This is a genomic window from Porphyromonas loveana (genome assembly GCF_003096695.1).
GTDB classification, from domain to species: domain Bacteria; phylum Bacteroidota; class Bacteroidia; order Bacteroidales; family Porphyromonadaceae; genus Porphyromonas; species Porphyromonas loveana.
Genome location: NZ_QEKY01000006.1, coordinates 1 through 14130, shown reverse-complemented (window position 1 = coordinate 14130; position 14130 = coordinate 1). Strand labels below are relative to the sequence as shown.

At 44.5% G+C, this 14130-nt stretch carries 9 protein-coding genes and 3 pseudogenes; 8 read left to right on the top strand and 4 right to left on the bottom strand.

Annotated features, from left to right (window positions below):
- Positions 1 to 254: 254 nt before the first annotated feature.
- Together C7382_RS04255 and C7382_RS04250 are read right to left on the bottom strand one after the other, a co-directional pair.
- Positions 255 to 2063 (bottom strand): SIR2 family protein, encoded by a 1809-nt coding sequence (locus C7382_RS04255; RefSeq protein ID WP_116679078.1) that lies wholly within the window; start codon positions 2061 to 2063, stop codon positions 255 to 257.
- A 553-nt stretch (positions 2064 to 2616) separates the two neighbouring features.
- On the bottom strand, positions 2617 to 4113 hold the full coding sequence (locus tag C7382_RS04250) for an acetyl-CoA hydrolase/transferase family protein (RefSeq protein ID WP_116679077.1): 1497 nt from the start codon (positions 4111 to 4113) through the stop codon (positions 2617 to 2619).
- Positions 4114 to 4466: 353 nt separating this feature from the next.
- On the opposite strand from C7382_RS04250, the gene miaB reads away from it, so the two are divergent.
- A complete protein-coding gene (miaB, locus tag C7382_RS04245) occupies positions 4467 to 5861 on the top strand; it encodes a tRNA (N6-isopentenyl adenosine(37)-C2)-methylthiotransferase MiaB (RefSeq protein ID WP_116679076.1) in 1395 nt (464 codons plus the stop codon).
- A 389-nt stretch (positions 5862 to 6250) separates the two neighbouring features.
- On the opposite strand, the pseudogene C7382_RS04240 reads toward miaB, so the two are convergent.
- Positions 6251 to 6436, bottom strand: a pseudogene (locus C7382_RS04240) (Fic family protein); the annotation flags it as partial.
- A 776-nt stretch (positions 6437 to 7212) separates the two neighbouring features.
- Between C7382_RS04240 and C7382_RS04235 the strand changes: the two are divergent.
- From C7382_RS04235 to C7382_RS04205, 7 genes and pseudogenes are all read left to right on the top strand, one after another.
- On the top strand, positions 7213 to 7689 hold the full coding sequence (locus tag C7382_RS04235; protein WP_133241530.1) for a hypothetical protein: 477 nt from the start codon (positions 7213 to 7215) through the stop codon (positions 7687 to 7689).
- Between the two features lies 1 nt (position 7690).
- On the top strand, positions 7691 to 8077 hold the full coding sequence (locus tag C7382_RS04230; protein WP_394342046.1) for a hypothetical protein: 387 nt from the start codon (positions 7691 to 7693) through the stop codon (positions 8075 to 8077).
- Positions 8074 to 10134 carry a bifunctional DNA primase/helicase gene (locus C7382_RS04225; RefSeq protein WP_116679073.1) on the top strand — a complete coding sequence of 687 codons (2061 nt, stop codon included), beginning with the start codon at positions 8074 to 8076 and terminating at the stop codon, positions 10132 to 10134. The genes C7382_RS04230 and C7382_RS04225 overlap by 4 nt, the downstream gene beginning before the upstream one ends.
- Complete coding sequence (locus C7382_RS04220; protein ID WP_116679072.1) at positions 10122 to 10430, top strand: helix-turn-helix domain-containing protein; 309 nt, start codon at positions 10122 to 10124, stop codon at positions 10428 to 10430. The genes C7382_RS04225 and C7382_RS04220 overlap by 13 nt, the downstream gene beginning before the upstream one ends.
- 143 nt (positions 10431 to 10573) lie before the next feature.
- On the top strand, positions 10574 to 11575 hold the full coding sequence (locus tag C7382_RS04215; RefSeq protein ID WP_116679071.1) for a type IV toxin-antitoxin system AbiEi family antitoxin: 1002 nt from the start codon (positions 10574 to 10576) through the stop codon (positions 11573 to 11575).
- Positions 11553 to 12406 (top strand): annotated as a pseudogene (locus C7382_RS04210) (nucleotidyl transferase AbiEii/AbiGii toxin family protein). The gene C7382_RS04215 and the pseudogene C7382_RS04210 overlap by 23 nt, the downstream one beginning before the upstream one ends.
- Positions 12390 to 13019: a PP2C family protein-serine/threonine phosphatase gene (locus tag C7382_RS04205; protein WP_116679070.1), complete on the top strand. Its 630-nt coding sequence runs from the start codon at positions 12390 to 12392 to the stop codon at positions 13017 to 13019. Before C7382_RS04210 ends, C7382_RS04205 begins: the two are co-directional and overlap by 17 nt.
- Before the next feature lie 81 nt (positions 13020 to 13100).
- Here C7382_RS04205 and C7382_RS04200 read toward each other — a convergent pair.
- A pseudogene (locus C7382_RS04200) lies at positions 13101 to 14012 on the bottom strand (helicase); the annotation flags it as partial.
- Positions 14013 to 14130 lie beyond the last annotated feature (118 nt).

Below are 14130 nucleotides of genomic sequence, written 5' to 3'. Positions count from 1 at the left end.
CTGCAAATTAACGAAAAAAGAGCAAGATACACTACTTTCTACCACCCCCTCAAACCCATGAACCTCTAAGGAGTATGGGGCAGAATAGTAGGCGAAACATGCTATATCAAAGGAGAAAAAGACTTCCTCCTCCTCGTTATGCCCTCTGTCCCGAGCGGTTTACTTCAATCATGAGTAACCCAGTTATGGAACAAGGATGACCGCGTTTTGTTCCGACGGGGTAAACAGCGAATGGAAATGCAGTCAAAAGCCTGCTATGCTTTTTCCGTCAATTTCTTGGCAAAGGCTTCCAGCTGCTCTATATGCGGATGCCGGTTTTTCCGAGCCAGCTCTATATCCGGAGCCAAGTTCCATCCGATGGATTTCGCTCCGGCATTCAGCAAGGCCGCCAGTTCTTTTTCCGCCTCGGCTCCCCATTCCTCATAGTAGTGCGCATATCTGTAGAACCACAATTCCGCCAGCAAGGGTTTCGTTCCTTCATTTTCATCAGTATTCTCAAATGCCTGACGAATCAAACTATCAGCACGTTTGAGATCCCCCCGACACGTAATAAGAAAATGAGCATAATTACCAAGCGTATTGGCATCCTTCGGCTCAGCCTCTAACGCACGCTTGTAATACGCTTCGGCTTGGTCGTACTCGTGACGGATATCCTTTAAGAATACAGCATAATTGCCAAGCGTATTGGCATGATTCGGCTCAGCCTCTAACGCACGCTTGTAATACGCTTCGGCTTGGTCGTAATCGTGGCGAATATCTTTTAAGAATACAGCGTAATTACCAAGCGTATTGGCATGATTCGGCTCTACCTCTAACGCACGCTTGTAATACGCTTCGGCTTGGTCGTAATCGTGGCGGATCGTATGTAAGAATGAGGCATAATCCCCCAATAGATCTGCGTCTTGAGGATACTTGGCAATACCTTCCTGATAGATCTTGTCTTTCTTGTCTATATCTGTCTCTTGATTGGCGTCAAACAAATAGCCCAAAGAACCGGACAAAACATTACGATATGATGCTGAGGTTTCCTGTGACAAACTTCTTTTTATCTCTGAGATTTCTTTTCTTTGTACATTAATATTCTCAAGACGTCGATAAGTCGCCTCTAATAGTTCATGCATTGGATTAGGTCTTTTTATTTTCTCTATTTCATCAAGAAATTTATACCCTAATGCAGCATAACAATCATACATAAATATATCAAATCCATTTATTGCTATCAGAAAATCATTAGCATTCAGTATGTTTTGCGCTTTTGAAGAGAGTTTACTCCAAAGATGCTCTCGCCAAGAAAGATCGTTTTCTGAATCTGGATTAGATGGCTCTTCTCCTGGATTGTATACACACCAATAAATTTGTTTCCGATTTTTGAGCGATGTGAAATAGTCCATTAAGCTTTCGTCATTTCCCCCATAGCCAAGCACAATCAGAAAATAATCCGAAAGGAATCTATCTAATATGCCTACCCAGGCTGTTTGTATGGTTCTGGTATGTTCCTGATCAGAAAAGGGATGGAAGAACAAATCCCGATGGACCTTCAGAATAATAGGTCTATCGCTGCGTTTGGGGACATAATCGGCCAAAGCCTCGTGACCTGCGATGAATGGTTTTTCTTGGGTATAGGTACGAATGGCATCCTCCAAAAGGTTATCAAAATTGGTCGTAATCACCACATTGTGCTTTTCTTTCACCATGATATTAGCCAGAATAAGGTAGCCAAGGGATGGCTCTTTACCCTCCATATAATGTCTAATACAATCGTACCCTGATTCAGGGATATGGCCAAAACGTTTTTCATAGATTTTCGGATAGAACTCTCCCACATTGTCCTCTGAAATTCCAACCTTATTCTTCCATCTCGCAAAATCGCCCTTACTGCAATCCTCTTCTATCTCACGGATCCATTCCCTTGCCAAATCTGCTCCGGTGGGAATACCGGAAGAAATGGAGGCTCCCGCTCCTATCAGGAAACAGAATTTCTTCCCTTTGGATTCTCCGGAAGCATCTTTCAGCATCCTGACAAGTTGTCTTGAGGTGATAGTTTTTGGTAGCTCCTTATTCATAATAAGTGCAGAGTCTTAATGTCTACTATTAATAGATTGGTTTTCACAAGTGCAAATATGCAAAGAAAGCCTTAGTCGCACAAAGGATTTTTTATGTTTTTCGATCTCATAACAGGCAAAACAGCCTTCCGGCAAGCATTAAAACTTGTGCAAAAAAATTTTTCAACAACGAAGAGAAGTTTGGAATGATTCTAAATAAGTGACTGAAAGGAAGAGGAGAAGCCGCTAAAAGAGATCGGAAGACAGCCGAAAAGAGGTCGGGAAACGATTTATATACAGAGCAAATTCGATTTATATAATTATCATTTTCGATTTATATAATTATTGCTTTCAATTTATATAATTATCGTTTCCATTATATATAAAGATTGCAAAGCATTATATGTATAAAATGAGAGGCCGAAAAGGCCTCTTCGACAGATGAAACAAAAAGAAGCACCCACCCAAGTTCGCGACCGAACTCGGGCGGGTGCCTTAGTCTCTGACAGAAATGTCGGGATCTTATTCGCGCTTGTACATCACATATTCGGCACAAGCGTCCTCGCTCGACCGATTACTTCATGTAGTCTTCCCAGCGTACATTGCGCATGTCGCCACTCTTGGCCAGCTCTTGATGGAAGGCAAAGCAACAATCGAGATTCTGAGGTGTCTGTCCCTTGACGCCCAACTCCAGATATTCGCGCAGGATGGGACGATAATCGGGATGTACGCATTTGTCGATGATCTCGCGAGCACGTTCACGAGGATTCTTGCCACGCAAATCGGCTACACCCCATTCGGAGATGATCACCTTCACCGAGTGCTCGCTATGGTCGTGGTGTGCTACCATGGGAACGAATGAGCTGATCTTGCCGTCCTTCATCGTAGAAGGTGTGGTAAAGATGGAAACGTAACCGTTGCGAGTGAAGTCGCCCGATCCTCCGATACCGTTCATCATACGTGTTCCGCCCACGTGGGTAGAATTGATGTTGCCGAAAATATCTGCTTCGAGAGCCGTATTGATGGTGATAACTCCTAAGCGACGTACAATCTCGGGATTGTTGGAGTATTCCTGCGGACGGAGCAGGATCTTGTCTTTGAAGAAGTCCAGATTGGCATAGATGTCTTGTATTACAGAACGACTCACAGAGAGCGAACAACCGCTGGCAAACTTGACGCGCCCTTTCTTCATCAGATCAATCACGGCATCTTGTATCACCTCCGTATAGACATTGAATGCGGGGATGTCGGGATTGTCTCCGAGTGCTCCGAGCACAGCATTGGCCACATTGCCCACACCGCTTTGCAAGGGGAGGAACTCTTTGGGCATTCGTCCGGCTTTCATTTCACTTACGAGGAAGGCAGCAACGTTGTCACCGATAGCTTTTGTCACAGGATCAAGGGGGGCGAAGTCGCTATCGTCATTCGGTTCGCTTGTGCGCACGACGCCTACGATCTTAGAGGGATCTACTTGTACGTAGGGCTTGCCGATGCGGTCAGAGGGGCTATAGATAGGCAGATCGCGACGAGCAGGAGGATCGAGCGGCTCGCACAAGTCGTGCATACCCATGATTTCTTTCGGATGCTTGTCGTTCAGTTCCACGATGATTTTGTCGGCCAGGCGACAAATGGTGGGGAGGATCCCTACACCCGTGGTGGGCAATATCTTACCGTCTTCGGTAACGTCTGCAGCTTCTACGATAGCCACGTCCACCTTGCCGTAGAAACCATAACGCAGATCCTGTGCCAATGTGGAGAGATGCAGGTCGAAATAGGAAGTTGCTCCTCCGTTGATGAGGTTACGCAGGTCAGTATTCGATTGGTAGGGCGTACGGAACTTCACCGCTTCAGCTTTCGCCAGCGCGCCATCCAAGCGGGCACCCGTGCTCGCTCCCGTAAACATACCGATTTGGAAGGGATTGCCTTTTTCGTGTTCTGCTATTGCACGCTTGGCGATAGCGCCCGGCACCACTTTGGGGTTACCCGCAGGGGTAAAACCACTGAAGCCGACATTGTCATTGTGCTGCACAAACTCAGCTGCCTCTTCGGCAGTGATAAATCTTAGAGCCATAGTACCGTTATTTTTGTTACTTAAATAGTTGTTATCGAAATAGCTTAACTTTGCCGCCTGCGAAAGTACTGAAACTCTACGACATAGTGTCGTATATGCCTGCCCAATTATATTCATCTGATCATGTTGTGTCTTTCCCTGATTTATTCGGCAGGCATTTCTGCACTCCTTTGAGGAGGTAGGATAGTAGAAAAAAGGAGCGAGTCTCACGACCCACTCCTCCCAAATTAACCAAAACCTTAACTATGAAAAATCTTACTTTTCCACCGCAAACATAACGAACGGGAAGGAAAAATGCAACTTTCTGTGAAAAGAAAGAAGCGAAATACGACAAATAGATATAACATACAAGTATGATCGAACAAATCGGAGCGGACTCTAAATCCGCCGAGAACAAACAAGAGCGAAAGCTCTACATCGAAACCTACGGCTGCCAAATGAATGTGGCCGATAGTGAAGTCGTGGCATCCATCATGCAAATGGACGGCTACAGCCTGGCTGATAGCGCGGACGATGCCGATACTGTCCTCATCAATACCTGCTCCGTGCGCGACAATGCCGAGCAGAAAGTACTCAACCGCCTGGCCTATTACCACTCGCTCCGGAAAAAGAGACGTAGCGATTCACCTCTCGTCCTCGGTGTGCTGGGGTGTATGGCCGAACGCGTCAGGGAAGAACTCATCCGTGACCACCACGTCGATGTCGTGGCGGGGCCAGACTCCTACCTTGATCTCCCCAATCTCATCGGTGCTGCCGAACAGGGCGAGAAAGCCATCAATGTGGAGCTGTCCACCCAAGAGACTTACAAGGATGTCATGCCTCTGAAGATAGGTGGTGTACATATCAACGGCTTTGTCTCCATCATGCGTGGCTGCAACAATTTCTGCAGCTACTGTATCGTACCCTATACCCGAGGAAGAGAGCGAAGTCGAGAGTTAGAAAGCATCCTCAACGAAGTGAGGGATTTGAAAACCAAAAATTTCCGCGAGGTGACCCTCCTTGGCCAAAACGTCAATTCCTATCGTTACGAACACGATGGGCGCATCGTTCGATTCCCCGATTTATTGGCAGCAGTGGCTGAGGCCGTGCCTGATATGCGCATCCGCTTCACTTCTCCGCATCCCAAGGATATGGACGATGAAGCCATTGCTGTGATGGCTCAATACCATAATATATGTAACCACATACACCTCCCTGCCCAGAGCGGAAGCGACAAGATGTTGCGCCTCATGAAGCGTGGCTATACACGGGCATGGTACCTTGACCGCGTGCAGGCCATCCGTCATGCCATTCCGGACTGCGCTATCAGTAGCGATCTCTTCTGTGGCTTCCACTCCGAGACCGAAGCAGACTTCGTTGACACCCTCAGTCTGATGGAAGAGGTGGGCTATGACTCCGCTTTCATGTTTAAGTACTCCGAGCGACCGGGTACCTATGCCGCCCGTCATCTGGCCGACGACGTTCCCGAAGAGGTTAAGCTTGAGAGACTTGACCGCATGATAGCCCTCCAAAATAAACTAAGTGAGGAAAGCAACAAACGGGACATCGGCAAGACCTTCGAGGTGCTGATAGAGGGCTTTAGCAAGCGTTCGCGTGAGCAGCTTTTCGGCCGCACTCAGCAGAACAAAGTGGTGATCTTCAACAAGCAGAACCACCGCGTCGGCCAATACGTCCACGTGCGCATTACCGACGCCACTTCTGCGACTCTCTTCGGTGAAGTCACTGCTCCGCCTTCTGCTGGCGACTGATACCGCCCCTACGATCACCTTATTATACTGTAGAGAGTGCGTCAGGATTATTCCGGCGCACTCTTTTTTTGTCCTATAAGGTTGTCGAAGAAGGGAAAGAAGCATACGTCACTCTCTTTCAGCCTTCAATCCCTTGAGCGAAAAGGCAACGACAGTCTTATGTATCTAAAAAACTGTGTGCGAAATCCCAAAAACTCCCGTTTTTACCCTTACGTATATATCCTCGAACATGAAAACTGCATTTTTTGCGTCTGCGTACATGTCCGCAAACCCCAAAACAGCCGTTTTTCTCTCTCCGTACATGTCCGCGAACATGAAAACTTCGTTTTTTACCTCTGTGTACGTGTACGCAAACCCCAATACCTGACGAAAAAGCAAAGTGTTTTACAGAAAATGAGCATGGCCTTTTTATAGTCTATGGAGTCAACCGTGCGGAAACTCAGTGGACAATAGCCGTTGGCTATCAGAATAGCATTACTGGTGATACGAGCTGTGCGCTTGTTCCCATCAGAGAATGCCTGGATATAGGACAACAGTATAAGTGTAAGAAGCGCCTTGTCGAAGATGTTTTGTCGAAGGAAGTGCCACTTGCAATCTCATCACGCGAAGAAAGTGGATGATAGCGCAGATACTGTAGTGTTTCTCTTGAGATATCCATATTTATCAACTTCAATTGGCTCGAATATAGCAATAAACAATTTATTATTGGCTCAATGTGGCCTTGAAAAACGAATAATAAACCTGATTTTTTTGAGCCGATTCGACCTAAATGACGATGTTTTGGGGTGAATCTCCTTATATACAAGGGAGACTGATAACGAATCTTTTTATCTCGATACTTTCGGGCATAGAAAAAGGGTGTAAATCGCATCAACTGTTGATTTACACCCTTATGTTGCGGAGAGAGAGGATTATGAACTAAATCCATCAACTCCTTGTATCATAATCTTTTATACGCCTCCATTATTTCTCTGTAGCCAAATTGTAGCCACAAGAGAGTATTTTGAGCGTACTCATAAATGCCATCATCAAAAACACACACCTGTGTTTCTTGGGAACAAAAGTCCTAAAAAAACGAACGATCGCCAAATGTCTGACTGAAAATCTTTTGAGAATCCTCTTGGCTACAATTTTCAGTGCACGGTGCAAGTCTCTATATATAGATAGATCTTGCACCGTGCACTGACAGTCTCCATGCTGTAAATTCTGTTTTTTACTTGACGATTTGAAGCTTTTATCCCTCAGAATGCAAGAATGGTATTATATTACCCAATAAAGGTGTTTCAATATTCCTAAAATTACGCTCTCCCATAGGAACTTTGTAGGCGTAGACTCCTTAAGTTCAAGATATATGGCAAATAAACAACGTAATTCAGCAAGAAAAGGGCGCATTTTTATCGTGCATCCTACTCTTGAGAGGATGCTCTTATCTTGTGATAACAGGAAGAGCGTTGCATTCAAGGTCAATGTGGACAAATCCAACTTCGCGGATTCATGCAAGCTGAAGAAAGACCTGCATCTGAGCACCTATGCCAGATGTGCCGCAGCATTCGGGAAAGAAGTGCTCGTATTGCAAGTTCCACAGGGTCTTATCGAAAAAATTGTCGAGGTAAAACCTCATATAAGCGGTCGTTGCTACACCATTCAGGAGGAGAGTCTGACACAGCTCCTGAACGAACTCTTCGATTTGGAAGCCACGCAACTATGCAAGTGTGTTACCGATTTGTTCTCGGAAATCAAGAATGTGGGAAAAACAACAGAAATGAAACTTCTGCTCCGACATCTGGCAGGAGCTTTGATCAAAGCGAGCGAAGAGTATGCAGAGTAACATGACACCACCGGACTTGCTGTTAGAAATCCGAGAGCTTCGTGCAGAGATCAGACAAATCTCAGGCTTTATCCTCGAATTGAAAAAGGACTACTCGGTCTTGGAAGAGAAGATCGAATTGAACTCGTCCGATGTCTTGCGACTTCTCGGCATTTCCAAGGCATCGTTGGCTCGTTGGCGGGAATCGCATGCCGTTCCCTATCGCTATGTCTCGTGCAATCATGTAGTCTACCCTTTCAAAGGTCTGTATATAGCGATCAAGACCGGCCGTGCATCCTTTAAGGGTTTTCGGAGAGTGGAAGCCCTGCAGCGGCTAAACGCCTACAAGGATGGCATTCTGAAAGGCTATATGGGAGAAGACGCTCAAACCTTATTTGAAGAACTATGAGTTTGAAAGAAGAGATTTTGTCGAAGACTAATCGGGGCTTGGAGGTGTTTTGCTTCTATATGCCGATCGATTTTGTACTCAAACGGAATTTTCGGAATCCACTATATGATGATAAGCGAGCTTCCTGCAATATCTACTACGATAAGAAGGGTGACTGCTATCGCATGAAAGATTTCGGGAATGAACTTTACTCTGGTGACTGCTTTTGGTTTGTAGCTGCCATGCTTGGACTCGATATCCGGATGGATTTTCAAAAGGTCTTGACAGCCATTATCCGGGATTTGAATCTCAATATTCCTGTATTGGACAAAGGTAGTCGGTATTGCGATCTATATCTGCGGAATCGTGCTTCAATTCCGCATAAGAAGCCCGAGCAGGAACATCCGGCAGAGAACAAGAAATGGTTCAACCTTTATGAACAACCATTCAAACCCGATGAGATTGCCTATTGGCAGCAATACGGCATTACCGCAAAGACCTTGCAACGATTTGCCGTAAAATCGTTGCTTCGATACGAGTCTGTATCCAACCAAGGAAAAGTCTATACACTCTCCTCTACGGAAAAAGAGCCTGTCTTCTGCTATATGATGGGAGACTTCGTAAAAATCTACCGTCCTTTCAGTAAAATGCGATTCTTATACGGAGGAGAAAAGGATGAACACTACATCTTCGGCTTGGAACAGCTCCCAAGCAAAGGAGATATTCTTTTCATTACCGGAGGAGAAAAAGATGTACTTTCCCTTTCCGCCCATCACTTCAATGCCATTTGTTTCAACAGTGAGACAGCGTCTATACCGGAGAATATCATTGAGAGTCTGCAACTTCGCTTTCGGCATATCATTTTGCTCTATGACACCGATGAAACCGGGCTGCGAGAAACACGCCGTCAAGCAGAGGCGTTGGCTCGGTACAACATACTGACTTTAACCTTACCTCTTCAGGGGATCAAAAGCGAGAAGGATATTTCCGATTTCTTCGCCTTGGGACGAACCGAAAATGATTTGAAATCCTTGATTTCGGAGATGCTGTCGGGAATATACACGCAAACTATAATGATGCTCCGCTCGTGCGAGATCGATTACGATAATCCACCCGATGCCTCAAAATCGGTTGTGGCAGTCAATGGTGTTCCTCTTGGAACACAGGATAATCTCTTTTGTATCACAGGTGGAGAGGGAACGGGCAAGAGTAACTACATCTCGGCCATTCTCTCCGGGACATTGGGAAAAGAACAGATACCGTCGGAGCAAGCACTGGGATTGGAGATTATCGCAAACCCCAAAGGCTTAGCCGTCCTGCACTACGATACGGAGCAATCCGAGGCTCAATTACACAAGAACTTGGGACGGACGCTTCGTCGTGCTTCACTCACGGCTGTCCCCGATTTCTATCACTCTCTGTATCTTGCTTCTCTTTCCCGAAAAGACCGACTGAAGCTCATTCGCGAGAGCATGGACTTGTTTCATCACAAACACGGAGGAATCCATCTTGTAGTCATTGATGGAATCGCAGATTTGATACGCTCGGCCAATGACGAGACGGAGAGTATTGCTATTGTGGATGAACTTTACCGTTTGGCAGGTATCTACAATACCTGCATCATCTGTGTCTTGCACTTCGTGCCCAACGGCATCAAACTTCGTGGGCATATAGGTTCGGAATTACAGCGCAAGGCCGCAGGGATTCTTTCCATAGAAAAAGACGATTATCCCGAATGCTCGGTTGTCAAGGTGATAAAGGTGCGTGACGGCAGTCCTCTCGATGTGCCGATGATGCTTTTCGGATGGGACAAGGAGGCAGATATGCACGTTTATCGTGGTGAGAAATCGAAAGAGGACAAGGAAAAGCGCAAGACGGGTGAGTTGATTGCCGTTGTCAAGGAAACATTCCGAAATACCTCCAAACTCTCTTATCAAGATCTTTGTAATATGCTGATGCGTGAAATGGGAATCAAGGATCGTACAGCAAAAAAATATATCGCATACATGAAAGAACAGCGTATCTTATTGCAAGATGCGAGTGGTAACTACCAAAAGGGAGAGCTATGCCATACTTAGACAACAATCCCGATGACATCTGGCAGAGACGGCTGTTCGACAAACTGATGTGTGTAGATGATAAGCTCGACCGCTTACTCTTCTTACAAGAGCAAGCGGTCGATACGACCGTCCATCCACCTCTCAAACCTGAGTACTTGGACATTATAGATGTATCGAAACTGCTGAAAGTGGAGCAAAAGACTATCTATAACTGGGTTTGGGCCGGAAAGATTCCTTACCTCAAAGCCAACGGACGTCTCCTCTTTCTGCGTGAGAAGATCGATGAAATGCTGCGAAAGCGAGAGGAATGGTAGTAATCTGTTCATTATTTCCCTGCTGTTCAATTTTTCTGAATAAGAAAGAAATAATGAACAAAAGTTTTTTTGCAGTTTGAATTTTGTTCAGTATATTTGCAATGTTCAATTCCGTTGAACGGGTATAAAACAATGAACAAGATATGGACGGAATACAGATTATAGATCAAGTGATCAGTGCTGTGAGGAATCAGTGGGAGGATGCACTGGATGTCATAACCCATGCTTTCCAGCCGGAAACACCCTTGATGGAAAAATACATCAAAATTATGGGCATAGGGTTTCGATGCCTTATTGAGAATGAGATAAATGGAAGAAACTTCCTGCGTATAGAGGAGAAAGCAAAGAATCTTATGGATACCTGCAAGGAACCTATTATCCTGATTGCAAGATATGTGCAACCATCTGTCTATGGTGCCTTGCGTAAAATGGGACTCAACTTTGCCGATACGGCAGGTAACTATAATATACAGTACACGAAGGGTAAGAAGATGATATTCTATTTTTCACACACAGGAGAAAAAGCTCCTGTGAATAATAAGAAGAACTATCCTGTATTCCAAGAAGCCGGCTTGAAAGTAATCTTTTATCTCTTGCAAGCTCCAGAGAATGTGAGCAAACCTTTTCGAGAAATTAAGGAGTATAGTGGAGTTTCCATAGGTACCGTCAAAAATGTGATTGATGAATTGGAAAATCGTAAATTCATTCTCTCTACTCAAAAAAAAAGAGTTCTGAAAGAACGTCGTCTTTTGCTTGATTTGTGGTCTGAAAATTATAATCAGGTATTAAAGCCCAAATTACTATTGAAGCAGTTGGACTTCCGCACACCGGAACAAAAAGAAAAATGGAAAGAGATGGCGTTACCCGATGGGATGTTATGGGGCGGAGAGTGTGCGTCTAATTTATTGAATGGTTACCTTACTCCGGAATTCTTTGAACTCTATACGGAGATTCCTTTCTCCAATCTGATGAAGACAGGAGCGATCCGTACTACCGAAGGAGTTATTAATGTATATCAGAAATTTTGGAAAGGCAGTACGATGCCTTACGTTTTGATATATGCCGATTTGGTAAGCAAAGGGGACGGTCGTTGCATCGAAGCAGCAAATAAATTATTAAAAGATGAACTTTCAGATTTCGAGTGATAAGATTGCCAACCCTTTGTTGGTTGACCTGCTTAGAAAAATCAGTCGTTGTTTTGCTGAAATTGAGCAGGATTTCTTTGTTATCGGGGCTACTGCCCGGGACATCTTGATTCGGCAATTGGTAGGTATAAGTTCCGGGAGAAAGACTCGGGATTTAGATCTTGCCATAGCCATTCCCGATTGGGACGCATTCGAAGAAGTCAAGCAGACTTTATTGGCACATGGGTTTCAAAAGGACAAACAAATGTACCAGCGGTTCTATGATGGTGACTACGAAATGGATATTGTCCCTTACGGAGATATAGAAAGAGAAGATGGTTACATATATTGGCCTCCAGAGGAAGATATTGCCATGTCTGTCAAAGGTTTTGCCGATGTACTGAGTGATGCATCACCGTAACTATTGACGATGAATTCGATATAAAGATTGCATCGTTGCATGGTTTGTTTGTATTGAAGTTCAATGCTTGGTTAGACCGGAATATCCAAACGAATAAGGATGCCGTAGATATGGCATTCATTCTTGAGAACTACTTTATTGCTAATTTGGACAGGAATTTACATCCTGAAGTCTATGATTGGGATGACTTTGACGAGGTGATTGTTGGAGCTTATTGGCTTGCTTATGACATTACCGGATTCCTATCTGAAGAGCATCTTTGCCACTATGAACACTGTCTGCAGAATGAGATAGAAAAAGAAGAAAATAGTAGGCTTATACGGCAGATTATAGATACCGGCAATGTTTTTTCTTACGAGAAAACACTTCTCGCATTTCAAAAGATGATTGTCGTATTTGATAAGGTTTTGCACGATGAGAATCCGGATTGAAAGCATAAGTATCTCAGCAGGCAAGGAAAATGGGGATTATATTCTTCATCAAGAATTGCCGAATGGAGCAACACTCATTCTACTCGCAGATGGAATAGGCGGCTTGTCGTTGCCGTGGATGGCTTCAAAAATTATTTGCGAAGCTATCTCTGAGTATTTCGTAAATACAGATGTAACTGATTGCACAGAGCATATCCGCAGGAGCATAACGTATGCGGATAACCGATTGGCTGATTCTTGCAAGGAGAAGAAATGCAAAATGGGTGTAGCTCTACTTCTTGCGTACATCAGTGACGACATGCTCTTTTATACATCTTTGGGAAATGTGCGCTTATACTATCGGGACGAACAAGGGGACGTAATTCAACTAACTAACGATAATGTAATTGTGCAAGGAATAGATACCTATCTGATAACTCGTATTGCCGGAAGAGGTTTTAGAACTCCCATTCAAGTTCAATATTTGCCATTAAACGTAGGTGATTCATTACTGCTTTGTAGTGATGGATATTACACAGTACAGAATATCTTCGACTGTTTTTCTTGTAAAGATCTGCCAATATCACCATTGATAGAAGACGATAGCTCTGTTGTTAGAATTAAGGTTATATAAATCCGTCTTATTTGTAAAAATGATTTTGCAGAAGCATCAAGTGCTTTATTACTTGATGCCTCTCTCGTTAATCAATGTGCTCTATATTTTCCATTTCGGTTTCGATATAACTCGGCTCATTATGTCCCGGTTGTTTTGAGGAGTTTGAGCGACTCGCTCTGAGGAATGAATCCCTTCAGTTTGCCGCTGGGAAATAGATTCCGCCGGGTGTCTTGTTTCTTGTGTTAGCTCTTTTCCCGAAACACAATGTTCTTGCTCCTGCTGCTCCTCTTCCGTTTCTTTCTCTTCCTCAGGCGGAGCAAGGGTGAGTGCAATTTTTCTATCCAGTTCTGCCGCCTGCCCTTTGAGCGTACGAAGCTCATCCTCTTTCTTCCACGAACCACTCGCAATGGTCGCATAGATCTCTTTATTTGCAGCAACCTTTTCCATTTCCTTTTCGTGTGATTCGATTACTTTGGGGATGCGTTCCAAGGCGTTGATAAAGTTCTGGCAAGCAAGTTTAGAGTCAGAAGCCAACTTACCGTTGTTGTAGGTATAATAGATACTTTCTTGCCCTTTCACAAAGAAGCGGTTCACGGAGCAATCAAACAGACTCTTTGACGACTCCGTCTTGACCATGATGGAAAAGTCGTAAATCTCACCGATTTTGTTATACTCACCATTGGTACGAGCCTTTTCCTCTATCTCCTGCAAGCGCGCGGCAATAACCTTGATGTCCGTACTTCCTTCGACACCCTTAATGGTGAGTTTATTGATGGGATTACCCTCCGTGTCACGCTCCACACGCTGCTCGAAAAGAGCCAAGTCTGCTTTTGCTTCCTTGATTTTGTCCGAATGGAAAGCAACCGAGTTTTCTATTTCTGCCAACTTGCCCGTTGCCGAATCACGTTCCCGTAGAAAATTCTTACGCTCCGATTCCAAGGAAGCAATCTTCTTGTCGAGCTTGGCTTTCTCCAGAAGGTCTGTGTTACCCGAGAGGACGGCTACATAGTCGTCCCTTAAAATTCGTTTTAATTTCTGATATTCAGCAAATTAGTTTGCGAATATCTTTGCTAAATCTGCAAGTTTTCTTATCTTCATAGCAGAAAACTTGCAGATTTTATGATTAAAA